This is a genomic window from Cryobacterium sp. TMT1-2-2 (assembly GCF_004403505.1).
Lineage (GTDB): Bacteria > Actinomycetota > Actinomycetes > Actinomycetales > Microbacteriaceae > Cryobacterium > Cryobacterium flavum.
In genome coordinates, this window is sequence record NZ_SOGS01000026.1 from 240,575 (window position 1) to 263,944 (window position 23,370).

Below are 23,370 nucleotides of genomic sequence, written 5' to 3' on the forward strand. Positions count from 1 at the left end.
GAACTCACACCTCGGCGGCGAACCTAGACGCCGATGTCGCGCTGGCGCAGCGCTAGCGCGGCGGAAGCGGCCAGCACGAGCGAGATCGCGTAGAACACGACAATCGTCGTGACGCTCGCGCCCGTACTGAGCGGGCTGGTGCCGAACGCCCAGTAGTACGGGCTCAGGTTGTGCAGCCATTCCAGGCTCGCGCTCTGGCTGCCGAGGGCGTTGAATACGTAGCCGAGCACGGCCACAGCGGCACCGGCAGCGATGCCGCCGATGCGTCGCCCGGTCAGCGCTCCGCCGAGCAGCGCGGCGGATGCCGTCAGCAGATTCACCCCGCCGAACAATAGGCACATGCCGAGCAGGTTTCCCACTTCAATCTGCAGTTTCGACGAATCGTTGAGCAGCAGCACGACCAGGAACAGCAGCGCGGAGAGCGCGAGGATCTTTACCGCGATGGCGCAGAACCGGGCCACGGCTACCCGTACCCGGGTGACCCCGTGCGCGAGGGTGAGCTCGAGCCGCCCGGATTCCTCGTCGCCGCCGAGAGCGCCCGCGCCCCAGCTGGTCGCCGCAATGCTCAGGAGCAGAAACCCGATCAGCCCAAACAGGGTCGCCTGGGTATAACCGGCGCCGGTGCCGATCTGGTCATAGTTGAGCGTTTTCACCAGTTCCGGCGGCAGCTGGTCGATGAGGGCCTGCATGCCGGAGGCACCGCTCATGCTCGGGTAGAGCGGAAGATACAGAAAAGCGGCCGCAGCCAAGCCCGCACCCCAGCCCAGCAGGCCACGCCACGAATCGGTGAACACCTTGCCGAACAGCGGCAGCGGCGCCCGGCGCACGTTCAGCGGGCGGTCCTGCACGATGCTCATTTCGCCACCGCAGCAGGCGCTGAGTAGAGCTTCAACACGGATTCCTCCAGATCGGGTGCCTCGAGTACGAGGTCCCGCAGGTACAGGGTGGAGATCGCCTGCACGAACGGCGCGATCTCACCGCTCAGGGTGGCGACGGCTTCGGCGTCCCCGGTTGGCGTGAGGGTGCAATCGAGCGTGGTGACGCCGTCCAAACCGCCGAGTACGGCAGCCAAATCGGTGGGGCGAATGCCGCCAGCGACCAGGCGCAGGTGGCGGATGGCCGTGGCTCGCAACTCCTCCACACTGTTGATCGTGACGATGCTGCCGCCCCGCAGAATGGCGACCTCGTCGGCCGCCTGCTGAATTTCACTGATCACGTGCGAGGAGAGAAAGACGGTCTGGCCGCGGTCACGGGCTTCGCGCACCAGCCGAAGGAATTCCTGCTGCATCAGCGGGTCGAGGCCGCTCGTGGGTTCGTCGAGCACGAGCAGCTCGGGCTGGTGCATGAACGCCTGCACGATGCCGAGCTTCTGCTTGTTGCCCTTCGACAGCTTTCGTACCGGGCGGTCCAGGTCAAGCCGAAGCCGTTCGGCCAGCTCCTGCACGTGACCGGCGGCAACTGGCCCCGAGATATCGGCGTAGTGCGCCAGCAGGCGGCGCCCGCTCGTGCGCCCCTCCAGAATCAGCTCGCCCGGCAGATACCCGATGCGGCGCCGCAGTTCCGGCCCCGCATTGCGCGAGCGGGTACCGAGCACGGTCGCCTGCCCCGACGTCGGCCGAATAATGTCGAGGAGCGCCCGCATGATCGTGGTCTTGCCGGCCCCGTTGGGCCCGATCACCCCGAACACCGTGCCGCGCGGCACCTGAAAGGTCACCCCGTTTAGCGCCCGATTGTGGCCGAAGTGCTTGACGAGGTCGACCACGTCGATTGCGGCGCCCGGTGGGGTGACTCCATCGCGAACGTGCGTGGACCGACCGAGTGCAATGTGGCTCACGAAGACTCCTTGGCTCTCGCTGCGAATTTAGTCCTCGACCGTGAGGCGGGCAGTGTCTAATGGTTTAGATGATAGAAACTTCACCAGCGGATGCCCCACCGTCCGCTTCCGGCGCGATCATCGGCCCCGACGGCCTCAGACGCCCGGCCTGGGCCGCGGTCGACCCGATGCTGCGCGACTACTACGACACGGAGTGGGGCGTTCCGGTACGCAGCGAACACGCCCTGTTCGAGCGCATCAGCCTTGAGGCGTTCCAGTCTGGGCTGTCCTGGGCCATCATTCTGCGCAAGCGCCCCGGGTTTCGCGCGGCCTTCGCCGACTTCGACCCCGATCGCATCGCCGCCTTCGACGACGACGACGTGGCCCGGCTGCTGAACGACGAGAAGATCGTGCGCAACCGCCTGAAGATTCGCGCCACCATCACCAACGCCCAGGCCACCATCGCCCTCCGTGAGCAGGGCGGTCTGGTCGACTTCGTCTGGTCGTTCCAACCCGACGAAATCCCCGAGCCGGCAACGCAGGCCGACGTACCGACTCGCTCCGCGGCATCCGCTGCCCTGTCGAAGGCCCTGAAGAAGGTCGGCTTCGTCTTCGTCGGACCGACCACCATGTTTGCGCTGATGGAGGCGATCGGCATGATCGATACCCACCTGCAGGGCAGCCACCGTCGCGGCAGCAGCGGGGTGTGGGGCTAGGCTGGGCGCTACCAACTGAATATCGGGCCGAATGGTCGATGCGGGAGAGTTCGGCGCGAGCGCGTACGAACACCGAAGGAGCAATCCTCCCCGACAATCTCTCAGGTACTCGTACCGCATCGAACTGGCCACTCTGAAAAGAAGACCGGGCGCTTACCGGTCTCGCCCACGGTGAAAGTCAGCGTCCGCGCTGGTGAAGCTCTCAGGCACGAGCGACAGAGGGGGAGTTCCCACGCGGCTCAATCGAGTCGCGAACACCGCCGCGGCCGGCTCTCGGCCCTGTCACCCGGAGAACTCATGACCTCGGCCGATTCCAGCACCCCCGCACCGATCGAGCGGTTCTCGCCCCTGCACCAGGCGCACGTCGATGCCGGCGCCAGCTTCACCGACTTCGCCGGCTGGCAGATGCCGGTGCGCTACTCGAGCGACCTTGCCGAGCACCACGCTGTGCGCACCGCGGCCGGCCTGTTCGACCTGTCGCACATGGCCGAGATTCTGATCGAAGGACCGGATGCCGCCGCCTACCTCGACTACGCGCTGGCGGGCAAGCTTTCGATGATCGAACTCTGGCAGGCCAAATACAGTCTGCTCCTGGCCGAGAATGGCGGCATCATCGACGACCTGGTCGTCTATCGTCTGGGCGACACCAAGTTTTTGGTCGTAGCCAACGCCGGCAACCGGTTCGCCGCCTTCGAGGCGCTCGCGGAGCGAGCCACAGACTTCGACGTCGCCGTGGTCGACCAGAGCGATGACTACGCGCTCATCGCTGTGCAGGGCCCGAACGCCCTCGCCATTCTGGACGCGACCGTGGGCGTCACCGACCTGGGCACCGACCTGCACTTCATGAAGTATTACCGCATCACGGATGCCTTCTTCCGCGGCCACCCCCTGCTGGTCGCCCGCACCGGTTACACCGGTGAAGACGGCTTCGAGCTCTACCTCGCTGCCGAGCACGCCCGCGAACTGTGGGACGCACTGGTCGTAGCGGGCGCCGACCAGGGACTCGTTCCGGCCGGGCTCGCCAGCCGCGACACCCTCCGGCTGGAGGCCGGCATGCCGCTGTACGGTCACGAGCTGACGCTCACGACCTTCCCGGCCCAGGCCGGCCTCGGCCGCGTCGTCAACCTGAACAAAGAGAACGATTTCGTCGGCCGGGCCGCGAGCGTTGCGGGGCCGGAGGGTGGGGCATCCGTTTTGGTGGGCCTGATCGCCGCCGGCAAGCGCGCCGGTCGCGCCGACTACGAGATCTTCCGCAGCCTCGATGCAGCGCACAGCGACGGCGTCATCACGAGCGGCGCGCTCTCGCCGACACTTGGCTACCCGATCGCCATGGCCTACGTCACCCCCGACCTGGCCCGCCTCGGCACCGAGGTGTACGTCGACGTGCGCGGTACCCGCCTCCCAGCAACCGTCACCTCGCTTCCCTTCTATAAGCGCGTCAAATAACTCTTCCCTGTTGAACCAATTCTGAAATCCGTGCAACCTGCGAAAGGCAACACCATGACAGACACATCGAAATTGCAGTACACCGCCGAGCACGAGTGGGTTCTGGTCGAGGGAAACGTCGCGACCGTCGGCATCACCGCCTACGCCGCGGAGAAGCTCGGCGACGTCGTCTTCGTTGAACTGCCCGACGTGGGCAGCACCGTCGCCGGCGGCACGGTCGTCGGCGAGATCGAGTCGACCAAGTCGGTCGGGGAACTCTTCGCACCGGTGAACGGCACCGTCACGGCCACCAACGACGCCGTGGTGGATAGCCCCGAGCTCGTCAACAGCGACCCGTTCGGCGAGGGCTGGCTGATCAGGGTGGAGTTCGAGACCCTTCCCACCCTGCTCACCTTTGCCGAGTATTCAGCCCTGATCGGAGAGTAATCAGAGATGAGCCACGCTTTCGCGCAGCGTCACATCGGAACGGATGTTGACGCCCAGTCCCACATGCTCGCCACGCTCGGCTACGCCTCGGTCGACGACCTCGTCTCCGCGGCCATGCCGGCGTCGATCCACGCCGACCTGTTCCGCCAGGACGGCGACAGCACCCTGCCGCCCGCCGCGACCGAGAACGAGGCCGTTGCCGAACTGCGCGCCCTCGCCGGCCGCAACACGGTCAAGCGCTCCATGATCGGCCAGGGCTATTACGACACGTTCACGCCCGCCGTGATCAAGCGCAACGTGTTCGAGAACCCCAGCTGGTACACCGCCTACACGCCCTATCAGCCCGAGATCTCGCAGGGCCGGCTCGAAGCGCTCATCAACTTTCAGACCATGATCGCCGATCTCACCGGGCTGACCACGGCCAATGCGTCGATGCTCGACGAGTCCACCGCGGTCGTCGAGGGCATGCTCCTCGCTCTGCGCGCCTCCAAATCCGGGTCGCGTCGATTTATCGTCGACACGGATGCCTTTCCCCAGACCCACGCGCTGCTCGTCAATCGCGCCGCCACCCTCGGCATCGAACTCGCTCAGGTCGCACTGACAGAGCGGACCACCGCCGAGGACCTCGGCGACTACTTCGGTGTCTTCGTGCAGTACCCGGCGGCCTCCGGTCGCGTCTGGAACCCATCCACCGTCATCGCCCTCGCCCACGAACATAAGGCGCTCGCCGTTGTGGCCGCGGACCTGCTCGCTCTCACCCTGCTGAAATCGCCCGGCGACCTCGGCGCCGATGTGGCCGTCGGCACCAGCCAGCGTTTCGGCGTGCCGATGGGCTTCGGCGGACCGCACGCCGGCTACATGGCTGTTCGCAAGGGACTCGAACGCCAACTGCCTGGCCGCCTGGTCGGGGTGAGCGTCGACGCAGCCGGCCACCCGGCCTACCGCCTCGCCCTGCAGGTGCGCGAACAGCACATTCGCCGCGACAAGGCCACCTCCAACATCTGCACCGCCCAGGTGCTGCTCGCCGTCATGGCCGGCATGTACGCGGTCTACCACGGACCCCAGGGCCTGAAAGCGATCGCCACCCGGGTGCACGAGCGGGCCGGCGCCCTCGTTGCCGCCCTGCGCGCCATCGACGTCGACGTACTAACCGACGCCTTCTTCGACACCATCCAGGTCAACGTGCCGGCCGGCGCCGCCGAGGTCGTCGCGAAAGCCGCCGCCAGTGGCTACAACCTGCGCCAGGTCGATGAGAACACGATCAGCGTGTCGGTCGACGAGACCACCACTCTCGCCGACCTGTCTTATGTCGTCGGCGCGTTCGGTGGCCGCTCGGCGTTCGGCCACGTGGACTTCGACGCCGTGCAGCACGGGCTGCCAGCGGAGCTTGATCGGACGAGCGATTTTCTCACCCACCCGGTGTTCAACACGCACCGGTCGGAAACCAGCATGATGCGCTACCTCAAGCGCCTCGCCGACTACGACTACGCGCTCGACCGCGGCATGATCCCGCTCGGATCCTGCACCATGAAGCTCAACGCGGCGAGCGAGATGGAAGCCGTCAGCTGGCCCGAATTCGCCGGAATCCACCCGTTCGCTCCCAAAGCGGATGTCGAGGGTTACCTTCACCTCGTGCGCCAACTCGAAACCTGGCTCACCGATGTCACCGGCTACGACTCCGTATCGCTGCAGCCGAACGCCGGCAGCCAGGGCGAACTGGCCGGCCTGCTCGCCATTCGCGGGTTCCACCAGTCGAACGGTGAAACCGGTCGCACGGTCTGCCTGATCCCGTCGAGCGCACACGGCACCAACGCGGCATCCGCTGCACTGGCCGGCATGCGCGTTGTGGTCGTGGCCTGCGACGACCTCGGCAACGTCGACCTCGACGACCTCCACGCCAAGATCGCCGAGCACGCCGAGAACCTTGCTGCCCTCATGATCACCTATCCGTCGACCCACGGGGTCTACGAGCACGAGGTCGCGACGATCTGCAAGGCAGTGCACGACGCCGGCGGCCAGGTCTACGTCGACGGCGCCAACCTCAATGCGCTGCTTGGTTTCGCCCGCTACGGCGATTTCGGCGGCGACGTCTCGCACCTGAACCTGCACAAGACGTTCTGCATTCCGCACGGTGGCGGCGGTCCCGGTGTCGGACCGGTCGCGGCCAAGGCGCACCTCGCGGCGTTCCTGCCGGGACATCCGCTCGCCCAGAGCGACGAGCACTACCTGCTCGGTGCTGCTGGAGCCACCGCCACCGTCGTGCACGGCGGTGGGCCGGTCTCGGCGGCGCCCTACGGCAGCCCGAGCATTCTGCCCATCTCCTGGGCCTACGTGCGCATGATGGGAATCGACGGCCTCAAACAGGCCACCGCCGCCGCCGTGCTGGCCGCCAACTACGTCGCCAAGCGCCTGGAGAACAGCTACCCGCTGCTCTACTCGGGCGAAAACGGCCTGGTCGCGCACGAGTGCATTCTCGACCTGCGGCCGCTCACCGCGGCCACCGGCGTGAGCGTCGACGACGTGGCCAAACGCCTCATCGACTACGGCTTCCACTCGCCGACCATGAGCTTTCCGGTGGCCGGCACGCTCATGGTCGAACCCACCGAGAGTGAAGACCTCGGCGAGATTGACCGCTTCATCGACGCCATGATCGCGATCAAGGCCGAAGCGGATGCCGTCGCCGCCGGCCGCTGGCCCGCCGACGACAATCCGCTGCACAACGCCCCGCACACCGCTCAGTCCGTGATCGAGGGGGAGTGGGAGCATCCGTATGACCGGGCCACCGCTGTCTACCCGCTCGCGTCCCTGGTGCGGAACAAGTACTGGTCGCCGGTGCGCCGCATCGACAACGCCTACGGGGACCGCAACCTGGTCTGCGCCTGCCCGCCGCCCGAGGCCTTCGAGTAGGGGGTATCTCAGCTGGCCGGGGCGAGCAGCCCCGGCCACCAGGCCAGCGCGAGCGGATAGCCGACGAAGGAGAGAATGTCGAGCAGCCAGTGTGTCACCACGAGCGGCATGGTGCGCCCCCAGCGGGTGTAGCACCAGCCGAACACGACGCCCATGGCCACGTTGCCAAAGAATGGTCCGACACCCTGGTAGAGGTGGTAGCTGCCGCGCAGCACGGCCGAGCTCACAATGATGGTCCAGGTCGACCAGCCGAGCTCGCGCAGCCGCGTGAACAGGTAGCCCACCACGATGAGTTCCTCGAGCAGCGCTGCCTTGAGGGCGGCGAACACCAGAATCGGAATGGTCCACCAAAAGGTATCGAGCGGCGAGGGCACCACGGCCACTGTAAAGCCGAAGGCGCGGCCGGCCAGGTAGAGCGCGAGCCCCGGGATGCCGATAACAAGCAGCAGCCCGAACCCGCCGAGCAGATCCTTGCCCGGTCGGGTGAAGTCGAAGCCGAGGCGGGTGAACGGGCTCTGGCCGGGCCGCCACAGCAGAAACAGCACCAGCGCTACAGCGGCGAGGCCGAACGCAATGCCGAGAAATTGGTAGGTGAAGTCGAGCCACTCTCGTGGCGACTGCGACCCGTTGAGCGTTGCCGACTGGTCGGCGAGGGGGGTCGTATCGGTCAGGCGGGCCACGATCGACACGATCGAGTACACGGCGGATGCCCCGAGCGAGAGCCCGAGCACGATGCCAATCTCCCAATACAACGGTGAATTACCGAGCCGGGAACGGTGCGGGGCGGATGCTGGCGGCATGGCCCTATCTTGCCACCCCGGCATCCGCAGACGCTCGCGTCGCGATCGCGGGGGAAGCATCCGTTCGAAACCCGCCTCGCAACATATGTGCAAAATGACAGTGTGTGACGCTCAATAGTTGTCAGATAGATCGCGCGTCTGTAACATTTTTCGCTGTATTGCCCAATCTGGGTAAGTAACAAACTAGGGTCGTAACAACCCCCCAACGTTGAGCCGGGTTTTTTGCGGCCAAAATTGGGTTGACTCTACTGGCGCGTGACACGGTCAAGAGCTGTGTCAGGCGCCCTTTTGTGCATTGGAGCAAAAAATTGAAAATCAGGAGAATGGGCATTGTCGCCATCGCTCTCGCCTCGACCGGAGCTCTCATGCTCTCGGGCTGCGCGGGCGGCGCAGAGACCTCCGCTGAAGGCAGCGCGATCATCACCACGAACGGCACCGAGCCGCAGATGTCGCTGATCCCCACCAACACCACCGAGGTCGGCGGCGGAAAGATCATCACGTCGATCTTTGCCGGCCTGGTCTCCTACTCGGCCAGCGGTGAAATTCAAAATGAGGTCGCCAAATCGATCGAGTCCGACGACGCCACCAACTGGACCGTCACGCTCAACGATGACTGGACTTTCACCAACGACGAGCCGGTCACCGCGCAGTCGTTCGTCGACGCCTGGAACTATGGTGCCCTCTTCGATAACGCACAGGGGTCCTCTTACTTCTTCGACAACATCGTCGGTTTCTCCGACGTGCAAAACTCCATGGACGACCCCTCCGGCGCGGTCGGCGAAGATGGAGCCCCGCTGCAGGTTGGCGATCCGCTAACCGACGGCATGTCCGGCTTGAAGGTCGTTGACGACACCACGTTCACCGTGGAACTCGCTGGCACCGAGGCCGACTGGCCGCTGCGCCTCGGCTACTCCGCCTACTCGCCGCTGCCCTCCGTGGCCTTCGAGGATATGGACGCCTTCGGTCAGAACCCGATCGGTAACGGCCCGTACATGCTCGCCAGCGCGGATGCCTGGCAGCACGACGTGCAGATCGACCTCGTCACCAACCCGAATTACGCGGGCGTGCGCACCCCGAAGAATGACGGTTTGACCATCATCTTCTTCGCCTCTTTCGACGCCGGCTACGCTGCCGTGCAGGGCGGCGACCTCGACGTGCTCGACCAGATCCCCGAATCCGCACTGGCGAGCTACGAATCCGATTTTCCGGACACGTTCGTAAACGAGCCGGCCGCGGTTTTCCAGGCGTTCAACATGCCGTACTACCTCGAGCACTGGTCCGGCGAGGAGGGCAAGCTGCGTCGTGCAGCCCTCTCTATGGCAATTGACCGCGCCGAGATCACCGATGTCGTCTTCCAGGGCACCCGCACCCCGGCCACCGACTTCACCTCCCCGGTCATCGCCGGCTACTCCGACTCCCTCAAGGGTTCCGAAGTACTCGAGTACAACCCGGAAGAGGCCGTCGCACTCTGGGCTGAGGCCGACGCGATCTCTCCCTACACCGGCACCTTCGACATCGCCTACAATTCCGACGGGCCGCACCAGGCCTGGGTCGACGCAGTCGTGAACAGCGTCAAGAACACGCTCGGCATCGACGCGGTTGGCAAGCCCTACCCGACCTTCGCGGCCGCAATCGATGACCGCGACACCCAGGCGTTGACCGGCGGCACCCGCGCCGGCTGGCAGGCCGACTACCCGTCGCTGTACAACTTCCTCGCGCCGCTGTACAAGACCGGTGCCGGCTCGAACTACGAGGGCTACAGCAGCGAGGCATTCGACACGCTCCTCACCGAGGGCGCCGCGGCGTCGAGTGTTGAAGAGGCCACGGCCAAGTACGTCGAAGCACAGGAAGTTCTGCTGCAGGACCTCCCGACCATCCCGCTGTGGTACCAGAACACCTCCGGCGTTTGGTCTGACACGGTGAGCAACGTTGAGTTCGGTTGGGATTCTGTGCCGCTCTACCACGAGATCACCAAGAACTAACCATTCGTTCCTAGTACGTCGTTACGAGAGGCCCGGGGTCATGCCCGGGCCTCTCGAGTTCCACTTAATGATTGCGACTTTTTCATGCACTCGACTTCTCCCGTGCCGACCAGCACCGTGTCAACTGCGCCGACGGGTAGCTGATGCTCTGGTATACCGGCAAGCGCCTGCTCCAGATGATCCCCGTGTTCTTCGGCGCCACTTTCTTGATCTACTTCATGGTGTTCTCCCTGCCCGGAGACCCCATCGCTGCCCTCTATGGCGAGCGGCCCCCGTCGCCCGCCGTCATTGCACAGATTCGTTCCGAATACAACCTCGACAAGCCGTTCATCATGCAGTACCTGCTCTACATCGGTAACTTCTTTCAGGGTGACCTCGGCACCACGTACTCCGGTCGCTCCGTCTCGGACGTCATGGCTTCTGCCTTTCCGATCACGGCACGACTGGCCATGCTCGCCCTCGCCTTCGAAGCCTTCTTCGGCATCCTGGTCGGCCTCGTGGCAGGTCTCCGCAAGGGCAAACTGTTTGACGCGAGCGCCCTCGTGGTGAGCCTGCTGCTGATCAGCGTGCCGACCTTTGTGATCGGCTTCGTGCTGCAATTCGTGTTCGGTGTTCAGCTCGGCTGGGCTCGCACCACGGTGAGTGGGGCGGCACCGCTCGACGAACTGATTTTGCCAGCGCTGGTGCTGGCATCCGTTTCGTTTGCCTATATTGTGCGGCTCACCCGGGCGAGCGTGTCGGACAACCTCAACGCCGACTTTGTGCGCACCGCTACGGCCAAGGGCCTCTCCCGACCCCGCGTCGTTACCGTGCATGTGCTACGCAACTCGCTGGTTCCCGTGGTGACCTTTCTCGGCGTTGACATCGGCTCGCTCATGGTCGGTGCCATCGTCACAGAGGGCATCTTCAATATCAACGGGGTCGGTGGCACCGTCTTTAAGGCCATTCGCCTCGGCGAAGGACCGACAGTGGTGTCGTTCATCGCCGTGATGGTCGTGATCTTCGTACTCGCCAACCTGCTCGTCGATCTGCTGTACGCAGCTCTGGACCCAAGGATCCGTTATGCCAAGTAAGAATCAGGGCGCGCAGCCGCACTTTGTTGCAGCGCTCGAAGACACCCCCCTCGTGGCCATCGACCGCCTCGATGAGACCGCGAAAGCGCGCAGTACTTGGGCGGATGCCTGGGACGCGATGCGACGCCGGCCCAGCTTCTGGATCTCCTCCGGCCTCATCCTCCTGATCGTTCTGGTGGCGCTGTTTCCCACCTGGTTCGCCTCGGTATCGCCGACGCAGTGCCAGTTGTCGGACAGTAACGGGGTGCCGCAGTCTGGGCATCCGCTCGGATTTACCTTTCAGGGCTGCGATGTCTACGCGCGGATTATTTTCGGCACGAGTGCCTCGGTGACCGTCGGCATGCTGGCTGCCGCCATCGTTACACTGTTCGGTCTCATCGTCGGTGCCCTCGCTGGCTACTACGGCGGTTTCCTCGACGCCGTCGTCTCGCGCATCGGCGACATTTTCTTCGCCGTTCCGACCGTGCTCGGCGCCATCGTGCTGCTCTCGGTATTGCCAGACCGCACCCCGGTCGTGATCGCCCTCGTCATCTCGATCTTCGCCTGGCCGCAGGTCGCCCGCATCATGCGCGGCGCCGTGTTGACCGCGCGAAACTCGGACTATGTCGTGGCCTCGGTCGCGCTCGGTGTCTCGAAGTTCAAGATTTTGCTGCGCCACGTCGTTCCCAACGCCATCGCCCCCGTGATCGTCATCGCGACGGTCTCCCTCGGCACGTTCATCGTTGCGGAGGCCACGCTTTCGTTCCTGGGCATCGGCCTCGGCCCCGGCACCATGTCGTGGGGCCGCGATATCGGCGAAGCACAGACGACCATCCGCACGAGCCCGCAGGTTCTGCTGTACCCCTCGATCGCGCTGTCTCTAACCGTGCTGGCTTTTCTCATGCTCGGTGACGTGCTGCGCGACGCGCTCGACCCCCAGGCGAGGGCACGCCGATGACTCAGTTAGCGACCGAAACCGTGAACCAGATTCCGTCCACCGACTCAGCACCCCTCCTGGAGATCAAGAACCTCGAGGTCGGGTTCCGTACCCAGCGCGGCATCGTGCCCGCCGTGCGCGGCGTGAGCCTCACTCTCTTCCCCGGCCAGACCCTCGCGATCGTGGGGGAGTCCGGCTCGGGCAAGACCACTACCGCCCAAGCCATCATCAAGCTGCTGGCCGGCACCGGCCAGGTGACCGGCGGACAGATTTTGTTTGAGGGCCGGGACCTGACCACCCTGAACGCCGCCGAGATGCAGGCCGTGCGCGGTCGTCAAATCGGTTACGTTCCGCAGGACCCGATGAGCAACCTCAACCCGGTCTGGAACATTGGGTTTCAGGTGTCCGAAGCCATCAAGGCTAATAGCGGCCTCCGTGGCAAGCCACTGAAGGCGCGCACCATCGAAGTGTTGCAGGAGGCCGGCCTGGCGGATGCCGCCGACCGGCTCAAGCAGTACCCGCACCAGTTCTCCGGCGGCATGCGTCAGCGCGTGCTCATCGGCATTGGGCTCTCGGCCCGGCCGAAGCTGCTCATCGCCGACGAGCCCACGAGCGCGCTCGATGTCACCGTGCAGCGTCAGATTCTCGATCACCTCGCGACCCTCACCCGGGATTACGGCACGAGCGTGCTGTTCATTACGCACGACCTCGGTCTCGCCGCCGAGCGGGCCGAACAGCTCGTGGTGATGTACAAGGGCAAGGTCGTCGAATCGGGGCCGTCGCAAGAGATTCTGGCCAACCCGCAGCACCCGTACACCCAACGCCTCGTCGCTGCGGCTCCCAGCCTCGCCTCACGACGCATTCAGGCCAAGAAGAATCAGGATGCCCCGACGTCCGAAATCTTCTCGGCCGGCGGTACCGATACGGCGCTGATCGCCCGCGCCACCGAACGGGAGCTGGCGGCGACCGGCAAGGACCTCATCTCGGTCGAGGGCATCACCAAGATGTACCGCATCCGTAAGTCGGGGCTGAAATATGACGAACTCCTCGCCGTGAACGACGTGTCGTTCGGGGTCAAGAAGGGCACCACCACGGCGATCGTGGGGGAGTCCGGGTCGGGCAAGTCCACCGTGGCCAAGCTCATTCTGCAGCTGGAAAGCCTCACCAGCGGGCGGATTGAATTCGATGGACGCGACGTTGCCGGGCTCAAGGGCCGCCGGTTGCTGAACTTTCGCCGCCGGGTACAGCCGGTGTTCCAGGATCCGTACGGCTCACTCGACCCGCAGCACAACGTGGGGAACACCATTGCGGAGCCGCTGCTGGCGCACAAGGTCGGCACCAAAAAGGAACGCCAGAAGCGCGTGCTGGAGCTGCTCGACCAGGTCTCGCTGCCGGCCTCGACCCAGTTTCGCTACCCGAGCGAGCTCTCCGGCGGCCAACGCCAGCGCATTGCCATTGCGCGGGCCCTGGCGCTCAAGCCCGATGTACTCGTGCTCGACGAGGCCGTCTCCGCGCTTGACGTGCTCGTGCAGGGGCAGATCCTGAACCTGCTCACCGAACTGCAGACCGAGCTGGGGCTGACCTACCTGTTCATCACCCACGACCTCGCGGTGGTGCGTCTCGTTGCCGACAACGTCTGCGTCATGCAGAAGGGGCGCATCGTTGAGGCGGCGTCGACCGATGACGTGTTCGACAGCCCCCGCGAGCTGTACACGCAGGAGTTGCTTGCTGCCATTCCCGGTGGCGACTTCGAGTTCGGTCGCTAACCGTAGGATCCATCTCCTGAAGGCCCGACCGGCATGACCGGTCGGGCCTTCATTGTCGTGCCCAGCGCCCGGAGCCGCACGTGGTTGGGCTGACAGGTGGTGATATTTGTGGCTGGGCTCGGTCAAACGGCTCCCCTGCCGCGCGCGTGCCGCGCAGACGCAGGTTTTGTGCAGAATGCCGGTCTCTGACGAAAAAATGGACCTATTTGATAACAGTTCCAGCATTTGCTTGTCACTGCTGAGGACTTCTCTCTATTGTCATAGCTAACCACGCTCGACCCGCGGCCTCACGCCGGGAGTCGACGAACATTCGCCCAGGAGGAATCTTGTCCATCAGAGGAAAACTGTTCAGGAAGAGTCTCAGTGGGGTCGCCGTTCTTGGCGTCGCCGCCCTTGCCCTGACCGCATGCACCACATCCGGCAGCACCGGCACGAATACGGATACCGCGGCCACCGGCGGCACGGTCACGGTCGCGGTGGTCAACGACTTCACGTCGTTCAATAACCAGACCCCCCAGTCGAACCTCGACACCAACGGCCAGGTCGGTTACCTCATGGGTAACTACGGCTCCGCCTTCTCCTACATCGATAAAGACTTCAAGATCGTGCACGAAGACAAGTTCGGCACCTTCGAAAAAACCAGCGACGACCCGCAGACGGTCACCTATACGCTGAATCCCGGCAACAAGTGGTCGGACGGTGAGCCCGTCACGGCCGACGACATGGTTCTGGCCTGGGCGACCGGTGCCGGCTATTACAACAGCTCAACCACCGACCCCGACAGCGGCGACGTGGTCTCTGGCACCCAATACTTCGAGATCGCCGCGAGCACCGCGGGCCTCGACACGACCGCCTTCCCCACGGTGAGCGATGACAACCTGTCGATGACCCTGGTCTACGGCACCCCCTACGTGGACTGGGAGCTGGTCAACCCGATCGGCCAGCCGGCCCACATCGTGGCCAAGAAGGCCGGACTCAGCTCCGCCGCCGACCTGACCGCCCTGATGAAGAGCCTGCCCAAGGGCGACCCGGCCAACCCTGCTGCGGTCGACCCCACGCTGAAGGCCGCCGCCGACTTCGTGAACACCGGCTACGACGTGACCGCGTTCCCGACCGACCCCGACCTGCTCGTCTCGAGCGGCCCGATGGTGCCGACCGGCTGGACCCCCGGCCAGTCCTTCACCATGGAGCGCAACAAGTACTACGTGGGTGGCATGATTCCCAAGATCGACAAGATGATCCTTCGCGTCATTCCGGACGCCAACGCCCAGGTCACCGCCCTGCAAAACGGCGAGGTCGACATCATCAACCCGCAGGCATCCGCTGATACGCTCACCGCTCTGGAGAATACCGGAGCCGACGTACTGACCGGAGACCAGGTGTCGTATGACCACCTCGACCTGCGCTTCGACCAGCCGGTCTTCGCCGACATCAAGGTGCGCCAGGCGTTCCTGAAGACCATCCCGCGTCAGCAGATCCTCGATTCCATTGTGACGCCGGTCAACCCCGACGCCAAGGTGCTCAACTCGCAGATCTGGGTTCCCGCCAACGAACCGTACGCAGATTCCGTCGCCAACAACGGCTCGAAGGACTATGCCGATGTGGACATCGAGGGTGCCAAGGCCCTGCTGGCCGGCGCCACCCCCTCGGTGCGTATTTTGTACAACACCAACAACCCGAACCGGGTCGATGAGTTCCAGGCCATCCAGGAATCGGCCGCCAAGGCCGGCATCACCGTCGTTGACGCTGGGTCTCCGGACTGGAGCAGCCTGCTCTCGGGCGGCGACTATGACGCTTCACTATTCGGCTGGATCAGCCCCGGTGTCGGCTCGGCCGGCATCTCGCAGATCTTCTCGACCGACGGTGGTGGAAACTACAACCACTACACGGGAACGAATGACGACGCGATTGCGACCCAGACCACTCTGGATCCCGACAAGTTGATCACCCTGGAAAAGAAGATGGACAAGCAGATGTTCGCGGACGCTTACGGCCTGCCGCTCTTCCAGCTGCCCGGTGTGTTCGGTGTCGCCAAGCGCGTGAGCGGTGTGGAGTACATGGGTAACCAGACCGGTCCGTTCTGGAACTTCTGGCAGTGGTCCGTCAGTAAGTAGCACGACCGAGATAGCTCGTTCGATCGCGCCGTTGGGCTCCTGGGTTCGCCCAGGAGCCCAACTGGCGGGTCGGGCGGCATCCGTTTTCTTGTCGTACCCGAGGTACGAACCAACTCCTACAGTGAGGTAGCCACGGCATGGTGAGCTTCATCCTGAGACGAATTCTCGTTTCCATACTCATCCTGATCGCCGCATCGTTTCTGATGTACGTCATGGTGGGCTACTCGGCCGATCCGCTTCAGGACCTCACGAGCAGTAATTCGCCCAATAAGCAGCAACTCATCAATGCCCGCGTCTCGCTCCTCGACCTTGACGTTCCGCCGCCCCTGCGCTGGGTGCTCTGGCTCGGGGGCGTGGCCAAGTGTGCCATTCCCTTCGCCAACGCCTGCGACCTCGGCTCGACCGTCTCCAAGGCGCAGGTCGTCGATATTCTGCCCAACGCCCTGGCCGCAACGGTGCAGCTCGTGACGTTCGCGCTCGTGCTGGCCATTCTGCTCGGCGTCACGATCGGCATCATCACCGCCCTCCGCCAATACAGCGGCCTCGACAATACGGTCACCTTCGTCAGCTTCTTTCTGTACTCGCTACCCGCCTTTCTGGTGGCCGTGCTCCTAAAAGAATTCGTCGCCATCGGCTTCAATGACTTTCTGCGCGACCCGGTGATCGGTAGCGTCGCGCTCGTGGTCATCGGCCTCGTCATCGGCGCCATCTGGCAGTCGCTCCTCGGCGGTGACGGGCGGCGTCGCCTCGTGGTGTTCCTCGTGTCAGGTCTGGCGACCAGCGGTGTTCTGCTGCTGATGAGTGCGACCGGGTGGTTCATGCACCCCGGGCTCGGAGCGATCCCGATCATTGTGCTGGTCGCCGCGATCGCCCTCGGCTCGGCCACTCTGCTGGCCGGGCTGCGTAACCGTCGGGCCCTCATCACGGCGGGGATCAACGCCGCGATCGCCATTGTGGCGTACTTCACCCTGCAGCCCCTGTTCGACATCTCGAGCGCCGGCACGCTGTTCATCCTCGCGCTCGCCACCGCTGCCGTGGGCCTGGTCAGTGGTTTCCTCGCCGGCGGCTACGACCGCGGCCAGAACATGCGCGTCGGCCTCATCACGGCCCTGCTCTCGGGCGCCGTCGTGCTAATGGACCGGTTCATGCAGTCCTGGGGCGATCTGCTCACCGCCACCAACGGACGCCCGATCGCGACGGTGGGCTCGAAGACCCCGGGGTTGAGCGGCGATGTCTGGCTGGGCGGGCTTGACGCCTTCGCCCACCTCACCCTGCCGACCATCGCGCTGCTGCTGATCTCCTTCGCCGGGTACACCCGGTATTCCCGCGCCGGCATGCTCGAGGTGCTCAGCCTCGATTACATTCGCACCGCCCGCGCCAAGGGGCTGCCCGAGCGCACCGTGATCGTGCGCCACGCCTTTCGCAACATGCTCATTCCGCTCACCACCCTGGTGGCCTTCGACGTCGGCGCCCTGCTCGGTGGCGCGATCATCACCGAGAAGGTCTTCGCCATCCCCGGGATGGGCAGCCTGTTCAATGCGGGACTCCAGCGCGGTGACCTCAACCCGGTAATGGGCTATTTCCTGATCGTGGCCGCCATGGCGATCACCTTCAATTTTCTGGCCGACATGGCCTATGCCGGGCTCGACCCCAGAGTGAGGATCCGCTAGATGTCCACACCAATTGGCTTGGGGCCGACCCCGCCCGAGATCCCCGCCGACGAACTCGCCGTCGCGAGCGCGATCCCCGAAAGTCAGGGACGCCTGATCTGGCGTCGCTTCGTCGGCAACAAGGTGGCCGTCGCCTCCGTCATCATCCTCCTGCTCATCATCCTGTTTTCCTTCTCCGCCATCGGCATCGGCCCGATCCCCGGCTGGTGGCAGTACGGGTACAAAGCGCTCAACCCGCAGGTGAACGGCGGCAACCCCACCCTCTCGCTGGTGCCACAGTTTCTCGGCGGCAACGGTATCTCGCTGGGCGAGCATCCGTTCGGCCAGGACCGTATCGGCAAGGACTACTTCGCCATGACCATGCGCGGCATTCAGAACTCCGCGCTGGTCATGGTGGTTCTCGGCCTCATCGCGACCGTCGTGGGCGTGGTGGTCGGGGCCATCGCCGGCTACTACCGCGGCACCGTCGACGCCATTCTCATGCGGGTCACCGACGTCTTCATCGTGATTCCCGCCCTCGTGATCGGCTCCGTCGTGGGCCACTGGTTCGGCGCTCTCGGCGCCCCGGTACTGGCGATCATGCTCGGCTTCTTCTCCTGGATGGGCATCGCCCGCCTGGTGCGCGGCGAATTCCTGTCGCTGCGGGAACGCGAGTTCGTCGAGGCCGCCCGGGTCGCCGGGGCGAGCGACATGCGCATCATCTTCAAGCACATCCTGCCCAACGCCATGGGTGTCGTCATCGTGTCGGCGACGCTCATCATGGCCTCGGCCATTCTGCTCGAGACGGCGCTGAGTTATCTCGGCTACGGCATTCGCTCTCCCGATGTGTCGCTGGGTCTGCTGATCAGCTCGAATCAGTCGGCGTTCCAGACCCGGCCGTGGCTGTTCTGGTGGCCCGGCGCGTTCATCGTGTCGCTCGCGCTGCTGGTGAACTTCGTCGGCGACGGCCTGCGCGACGCCTTCGACCCGCGTCACCGCCGGTTCAAGCTCAGCAAAATGCGCGAAACCCGGCCCGAACCGGAGCTGGAGGCGCAGCCGTGACCCCGCTAGGCCAGCAGGCCTTAGGCCAGCAGAATTGCGACAACGGATGCCACGGCGCCCGCCGCCAGCACGCCAGCGCGACTCCAGGCCCACACGACCACAACGGGCGTCTGCGCGGCGAGCCCGCCGTCGATCAGACCGCTTCGCTGCAGGGCGTCCCAGCGTGCGCGCACCAGTTGCGCCGCCTCGCCGGACTCACTCCCCGGCAGGTCGCCGGGGCGTGGGGAGCCGCTGACGTAGGGCACCGGGTCTGTGCTCTTGCGGCGCCCGGAGCTGGTCAGGCTGCGGCCGGGGGCCGGAGCGCAGTACACCGCGAACTTGCGCCCCGGCGTGTAGAGCGTGAGCGCGAACTTGGTGTCGACGTGCACGAGCGCCGCCCACGGCACCACGATGGTGCGCAGCGGATTGCGAATGGTCACGGCCGTGTCGCTGACGCGCAGGTCGGGGCGCCACAGTACCTCCCAGACGAACAGAACCACGAACAGTGCCGGAACGACCAGCCACCGGTTCGACAAAGTCGGGAGCAGAAACACGCTCACCGCGCTAGCGGCGGCAACGCTCGCGAACACGGCGGCGATGATGCGGTTGAACCGCGAGTAGAAGAGATTCGGGTCGGCAGCGACGGGCATGCAGCCATGCTGCCAGAAATTGAACTCACCCACAGCGAAAGCAGGACTTCATGACCGACCAGGTGACGACCACATTCTCCGGCCCCGTACTGCAGGTCACCGACCTCACCGTGCACTTCGGCGTCGATAACGTCTGGGTACCGGCCGCCCTCAAACTGAACTATTCGATCGAGCGGGGCAAGGTGCTCGCCATCGTCGGCGAGTCCGGCTCTGGCAAGAGCGCGAGCTCCATGGCCATCCTCGATCTGCTCCCCGACAACAGCCGCATTTCCGGAAGCGTCAAGCTCAGCGGCCGGGAACTCATGGGCCTGAAGCCGGCGCAGATGCACAAGGTGCGCGGCGGCCAGATCGCCATGATCTTCCAGGAGCCGATGACGGCACTCAACCCGGTCTACACGATCGGGTTCCAGATCATCGAGACCCTGCGCGCCCACTTCGGCATGTCACCCTCGCAGGCCAAGACGCGCGCCCTCGAACTGCTCGACATGGTCGAGCTGCCCGATCCGCTCAAGGCCTTCAACTCCTACCCGCACCAGCTGAGCGGCGGCCAACGCCAGCGCGCCATGATCGCGCAATCCATCTCCTGCGACCCGCAGCTGCTCATCGCCGACGAACCAACCACCGCCCTCGACGTGACGGTGCAGGCCGAGATCCTCGACCTGCTGCGGAGCCTGCGCGACCGACTCGACAGCGCCATCCTCTTGATCACCCACGATATGGGCGTGGTCGCCGACCTCGCCGATGACATCGCCGTCATGCGCCGCGGTGTCATCGTGGAGCGCGGCGCGGTCGACCAGATCTTCAACGAACCCACTCACCCCTACACGATCGCCCTGCTGCAGGCGGTTCCGCACCTGGGCCAGCGTGGTGACGAAGCGATCGACATGACCGCGGCGCTCGCCATCGGCACCGACATCGTGGTGGATGCCGTGCTCGCCGCCCGTATCGAGGTCAACGAGCGACTGGCGAATGAGGCGGCCAGTGCTGCCCGCAACGACAGCCGCGAAGTGGTCGTCAAATTCGACGATGTGGTCATCGATTACCCCAAACACGGTCGCGTCGCGGCATTCCGCGCCGTCGACAAGGTCAACCTCTACGTACGGCAGGGCGAGGTACTCGGGCTCGTGGGGGAGTCCGGCTCCGGCAAGACCACCCTCGGACGCGCCGCCATCGCACTGCTGCCGATCACCGAGGGCTCATTACACGTGGCCGGCCATGACATCTCCAAGGCCAGCCGGGAGGAGATCCACCGGCTGCACAAGAGCGTCGGCATCGTCTTCCAAGACCCGTCCTCCTCGCTCAACCCACGGATGCCCATCGGTGAGAGTATCGGGGAACCCCTCAAGCTCGCGAAGGGGCTGAAGGGGGCCGGACTCAGCGCCGAAGTGGAACGGTTGCTCGACAGCGTCGAGCTGCCACGCGCCTACCGCAGCCGCTTTCCGCACGAACTGTCCGGCGGGCAGAAACAGCGCGTCGGGATCGCCCGCGCTCTCTCGCTCGAACCGAAGGTGCTCATCGCCGACGAGCCCACCAGTGCGCTCGACGTCTCGGTGCAGGCCCGAGTTCTGGAGCTGATTCAGTCGCTGCAGAAGCAGATGAACTTCGCCTGCCTGTTCATCACCCACGACCTCGCCGTCATCGATGTGCTCGCCGACCGCATCGCGGTCATGCACCACGGTCGCATCGTGGAAACCGGCACGCGGGATGAGATTCTTCGCTATCCGAAAGACCCCTATACCCAGCGTCTGCTGGCCGCCGTGCCGATCCCCGACCCCACCGAACAGCGTGCCCGCCGCGAGCTGCGCCGCGAATTGTTGGCCGCCGGTATCGACGAATAGGCGAATTACCGAGCCATCCCAGATTCTGCGACAGATTCCCGTCTTGTTGCAGAGCCTGCAACATAGCGCGTGCCGCTCGTCGATGTCGACGAGCTGCGCGCTAAACGTGCGCCCATCATAGCTGAGCACGTCTAATTTCGGGCTGCACTTTTGAGCAATATGCGGCTAATTAACCCCTATATTGAGCAATACTCATGCTATTTGGGCAATTGCGTTACCAGTGTGTAACGTTTGGCGACTTTACCGTCAGGCGTCCTTCCCCCGACCTAGGGTCGAATCACCACCATGGCGGCGGCGTGACAAGAAATTACGCCGTCGCCATTTGCACACGATCGCACAGGAGGAACAATGAGATTCAGACGTATCGGGGCAGTAATTGCCGCGGTTGGCGCCGCAACGCTCGTCTTATCCGGCTGCTCGGCCCCCACGGCCGAGTCCGGGCTCGATGAGGGAACGAGTGTCGACGTCGCGTGGAACCAGCCGTTCTTCTCGTACAACGGCTTGACGTCGTTCGGCAACGCCACAGCGAACAACAACATCACGTACATGACGAACGACTGGTTCAACTACTACGACAACACGCCGGAGTTGAAGCAGAACGAGTCGTACGGCAGCTATGAGCTGGTGTCGGAAGACCCTCTCACTGTCAAGTACACCCTCGCTGACGACGTTAAGTGGTCAGATGGAACCGCAGTGGATGCGTCCGACCTTCTCCTGAGCTGGGCCGCCAACTCACGCGCGCTCGACACCCCAAACTTCGACTCCAATGATTTCGTCGACCCAGACACCGGTGAGTTCACCGACGCGTTCCCGGACGACGTCGTCTACTTCGACTCCGGTGCCCAGGCCGACTCCGGCCTCGGACTCGTGCACGACGTGCCAGAGATCAGCGACGACAACCGCTCGATGACCATGGTCTACTCGGCGCCCTACGTCGACTGGGAACTCGCCCTCTACGCCCCGCTCCCGGCGCACGTGGTCGCGAAGAACGCCCTCGGCCTCGACGACAATGAGAAAGCCAAGACCGCTCTCGTCACTGCCATTCAGGACAACGACACCGCGTCGCTCGCCAAGATCTCTTCCTTCTGGAACTCCGGCTTCAACTTCACCTCGCTGCCGGACGACCCCGAACTGTATGTGGGGACCGGCCCGTACACGATCTCAGCTTTCGTGGCCGATCAGTACATCACTATGAAGGCCAACCCGGAATACACCGGCGAGAACAAGCCGTCGATCGAAGAGGTCACCGTGCGCTTCATCACGGACCCGCTCGCATCCGTTCAGGCTCTCGAAAACGGTGACGTCGATGTCATCTCTCCCCAGTCCACCTCTGACCTCGTCACCGCGCTCGACGCGCTTGACAAGGTCACCGTGCTCAAGGGTGCAGAAGGCACGTACGAGCACATCGACCTGCAGTTCGACCAGGGCAAGAGCGGCGTCTTCAATGACCCGCTGGTGCGCGAAGCGTTCATGAAGGTCGTTCCCCGGCAGGAGATCCTCGACAAGCTGATCAAGCCCATCGTCGGTGACGACGCAACCCTGCGCGGTTCACAGATGATCGTTCCCGGTGCCGAAGGCTACGACGATTCCATCGCCGGCAACAGCTCGGACGACTACGCCGACGTCGATGTGGAGGGTGCCAAGGCACTGATCGCCCAGTCCGGTGCGACCAACCTCGACGTGACGCTGCTCTACGCATCGACCAACCCGCGTCGTGTCAATGAGTTCGCGCTGATTCAGGCCAGTGCGGCCCTGGCTGGCTTCAATGTGCTCGACGGCGGCAGCGCCGAGTGGGGCGGAATTCTTGGCACCCCCGGTGCCTACGATGCTTCCCTGTTCGGATGGCAGTCGACCAGTCTCGGCGTCTCGAGCGCCGGACCGAACTTCGAAACCGGTGGCATCAACAACCACAACTTCTTCTCCAACGCCGAAGCCGACGCTGTGATCAAGAAGCTCAACGTTGAGTTCGACCCCGCAACGCAGATCGAGCTGCAGCAGGAGATCGACAAGATCCTCTGGGAGAATTTCTACGGTGTGACCATCTTCCAGTTCCCCGGAGTGACGGCATTCAATGACAGCGTCACGGGCATCGACCCGTCGATTCTGGCGCCGACTATCTTCTGGAACATCTGGGATTGGAAGCTCGCCTAACCACGAGAATTTCTCGTTGGTTTGACGTGCTTTTGAGGCGCTGGGACCACTCGGTCCCAGCGCCTTCCACCCGACTATAGGC

17 protein-coding genes and 1 riboswitch are annotated in these 23,370 nt (G+C 64.4%); of the genes, 13 read left to right on the top strand and 4 right to left on the bottom strand.

The window, feature by feature from the left end; all coding sequences use genetic code 11:
* Positions 1 to 23: 23 nt before the first annotated feature.
* Both E3T35_RS17690 and E3T35_RS17695 read right to left on the bottom strand, forming a co-directional pair.
* Positions 24 to 857: an ABC transporter permease subunit gene (locus E3T35_RS17690; RefSeq protein ID WP_134380368.1), complete on the bottom strand. Its 834-nt coding sequence runs from the start codon at positions 855 to 857 to the stop codon at positions 24 to 26.
* On the bottom strand, positions 854 to 1,825 hold the full coding sequence (locus E3T35_RS17695; protein WP_370449353.1) for an ABC transporter ATP-binding protein: 972 nt from the start codon (positions 1,823 to 1,825) through the stop codon (positions 854 to 856). The genes E3T35_RS17690 and E3T35_RS17695 overlap by 4 nt, the downstream gene beginning before the upstream one ends.
* A gap of 77 nt (positions 1,826 to 1,902) precedes the next feature.
* Here E3T35_RS17695 and E3T35_RS17700 point away from each other — a divergent pair, with 77 nt between their 5' ends.
* The 4 genes from E3T35_RS17700 (at position 1,903) to gcvP (ending at position 7,308) form a co-directional block, all read left to right on the top strand.
* Positions 1,903 to 2,529 carry a DNA-3-methyladenine glycosylase I gene (locus tag E3T35_RS17700; protein WP_134380371.1) on the top strand — a complete coding sequence of 209 codons (627 nt, stop codon included), beginning with the start codon at positions 1,903 to 1,905 and terminating at the stop codon, positions 2,527 to 2,529.
* 31 nt (positions 2,530 to 2,560) lie between these two features.
* Positions 2,561 to 2,656: riboswitch (glycine riboswitch) on the top strand.
* Between the two features lie 170 nt (positions 2,657 to 2,826).
* Positions 2,827 to 3,975, top strand: a complete 1,149-nt coding sequence (gene gcvT, locus E3T35_RS17705; RefSeq protein ID WP_092340727.1) for a glycine cleavage system aminomethyltransferase GcvT — start codon at positions 2,827 to 2,829, stop codon at positions 3,973 to 3,975.
* Between the two features lie 54 nt (positions 3,976 to 4,029).
* On the top strand, positions 4,030 to 4,401 hold the full coding sequence (gene gcvH / locus E3T35_RS17710) for a glycine cleavage system protein GcvH (protein ID WP_134380374.1): 372 nt from the start codon (positions 4,030 to 4,032) through the stop codon (positions 4,399 to 4,401).
* 6 nt (positions 4,402 to 4,407) lie between these two features.
* The gene (gene gcvP / locus E3T35_RS17715; RefSeq protein WP_134380376.1) at positions 4,408 to 7,308 is read left to right on the top strand and encodes an aminomethyl-transferring glycine dehydrogenase; all 2,901 of its coding nucleotides are present in this window, start codon (positions 4,408 to 4,410) and stop codon (positions 7,306 to 7,308) included.
* Positions 7,309 to 7,316: 8 nt separating this feature from the next.
* On the opposite strand, the gene E3T35_RS17720 is transcribed toward gcvP, so the two are convergent.
* Positions 7,317 to 8,108 carry a CPBP family intramembrane glutamic endopeptidase gene (locus E3T35_RS17720; protein ID WP_134380378.1) on the bottom strand — a complete coding sequence of 264 codons (792 nt, stop codon included), beginning with the start codon at positions 8,106 to 8,108 and terminating at the stop codon, positions 7,317 to 7,319.
* A gap of 323 nt (positions 8,109 to 8,431) precedes the next feature.
* On the opposite strand from E3T35_RS17720, the gene E3T35_RS17725 reads away from it, so the two are divergent.
* From E3T35_RS17725 to E3T35_RS17755, 7 genes are all read left to right on the top strand, one after another.
* A complete protein-coding gene (locus E3T35_RS17725; RefSeq protein ID WP_241988902.1) occupies positions 8,432 to 10,090 on the top strand; it encodes an ABC transporter substrate-binding protein in 1,659 nt (552 codons plus the stop codon).
* A 143-nt stretch (positions 10,091 to 10,233) separates the two neighbouring features.
* Positions 10,234 to 11,163 (top strand): ABC transporter permease, encoded by a 930-nt coding sequence (locus E3T35_RS17730; RefSeq protein WP_134380384.1) that lies wholly within the window; start codon positions 10,234 to 10,236, stop codon positions 11,161 to 11,163.
* Positions 11,153 to 12,100: an ABC transporter permease gene (locus E3T35_RS17735; protein WP_134380387.1), complete on the top strand. Its 948-nt coding sequence runs from the start codon at positions 11,153 to 11,155 to the stop codon at positions 12,098 to 12,100. The genes E3T35_RS17730 and E3T35_RS17735 overlap by 11 nt, the downstream gene beginning before the upstream one ends.
* Positions 12,097 to 13,845, top strand: a complete 1,749-nt coding sequence (locus E3T35_RS17740) for an ABC transporter ATP-binding protein (protein WP_134380390.1) — start codon at positions 12,097 to 12,099, stop codon at positions 13,843 to 13,845. Before E3T35_RS17735 ends, E3T35_RS17740 begins: the two co-directional genes overlap by 4 nt.
* A gap of 326 nt (positions 13,846 to 14,171) precedes the next feature.
* The gene (locus tag E3T35_RS17745; RefSeq protein ID WP_134380393.1) at positions 14,172 to 15,959 is read left to right on the top strand and encodes an ABC transporter family substrate-binding protein; all 1,788 of its coding nucleotides are present in this window, start codon (positions 14,172 to 14,174) and stop codon (positions 15,957 to 15,959) included.
* 137 nt (positions 15,960 to 16,096) lie between these two features.
* Positions 16,097 to 17,629: an ABC transporter permease gene (locus tag E3T35_RS17750; protein ID WP_134380395.1), complete on the top strand. Its 1,533-nt coding sequence runs from the start codon at positions 16,097 to 16,099 to the stop codon at positions 17,627 to 17,629.
* Positions 17,630 to 18,670 carry an ABC transporter permease gene (locus E3T35_RS17755; protein ID WP_104089293.1) on the top strand — a complete coding sequence of 347 codons (1,041 nt, stop codon included), beginning with the start codon at positions 17,630 to 17,632 and terminating at the stop codon, positions 18,668 to 18,670.
* Positions 18,671 to 18,690: 20 nt separating this feature from the next.
* On the opposite strand, the gene E3T35_RS17760 is transcribed toward E3T35_RS17755, so the two are convergent.
* Complete coding sequence (locus tag E3T35_RS17760) at positions 18,691 to 19,299, bottom strand: PH domain-containing protein (protein ID WP_134380397.1); 609 nt, start codon at positions 19,297 to 19,299, stop codon at positions 18,691 to 18,693.
* Between the two features lie 50 nt (positions 19,300 to 19,349).
* Here E3T35_RS17760 and E3T35_RS17765 point away from each other — a divergent pair, with 50 nt between their 5' ends.
* Positions 19,350 to 21,137: an ABC transporter ATP-binding protein gene (locus tag E3T35_RS17765; protein ID WP_134380400.1), complete on the top strand. Its 1,788-nt coding sequence runs from the start codon at positions 19,350 to 19,352 to the stop codon at positions 21,135 to 21,137.
* Between the two features lie 348 nt (positions 21,138 to 21,485).
* Positions 21,486 to 23,288, top strand: a complete 1,803-nt coding sequence (locus E3T35_RS17770) for an ABC transporter family substrate-binding protein (RefSeq protein ID WP_134380403.1) — start codon at positions 21,486 to 21,488, stop codon at positions 23,286 to 23,288.
* Positions 23,289 to 23,370: the final 82 nt, after the last annotated feature.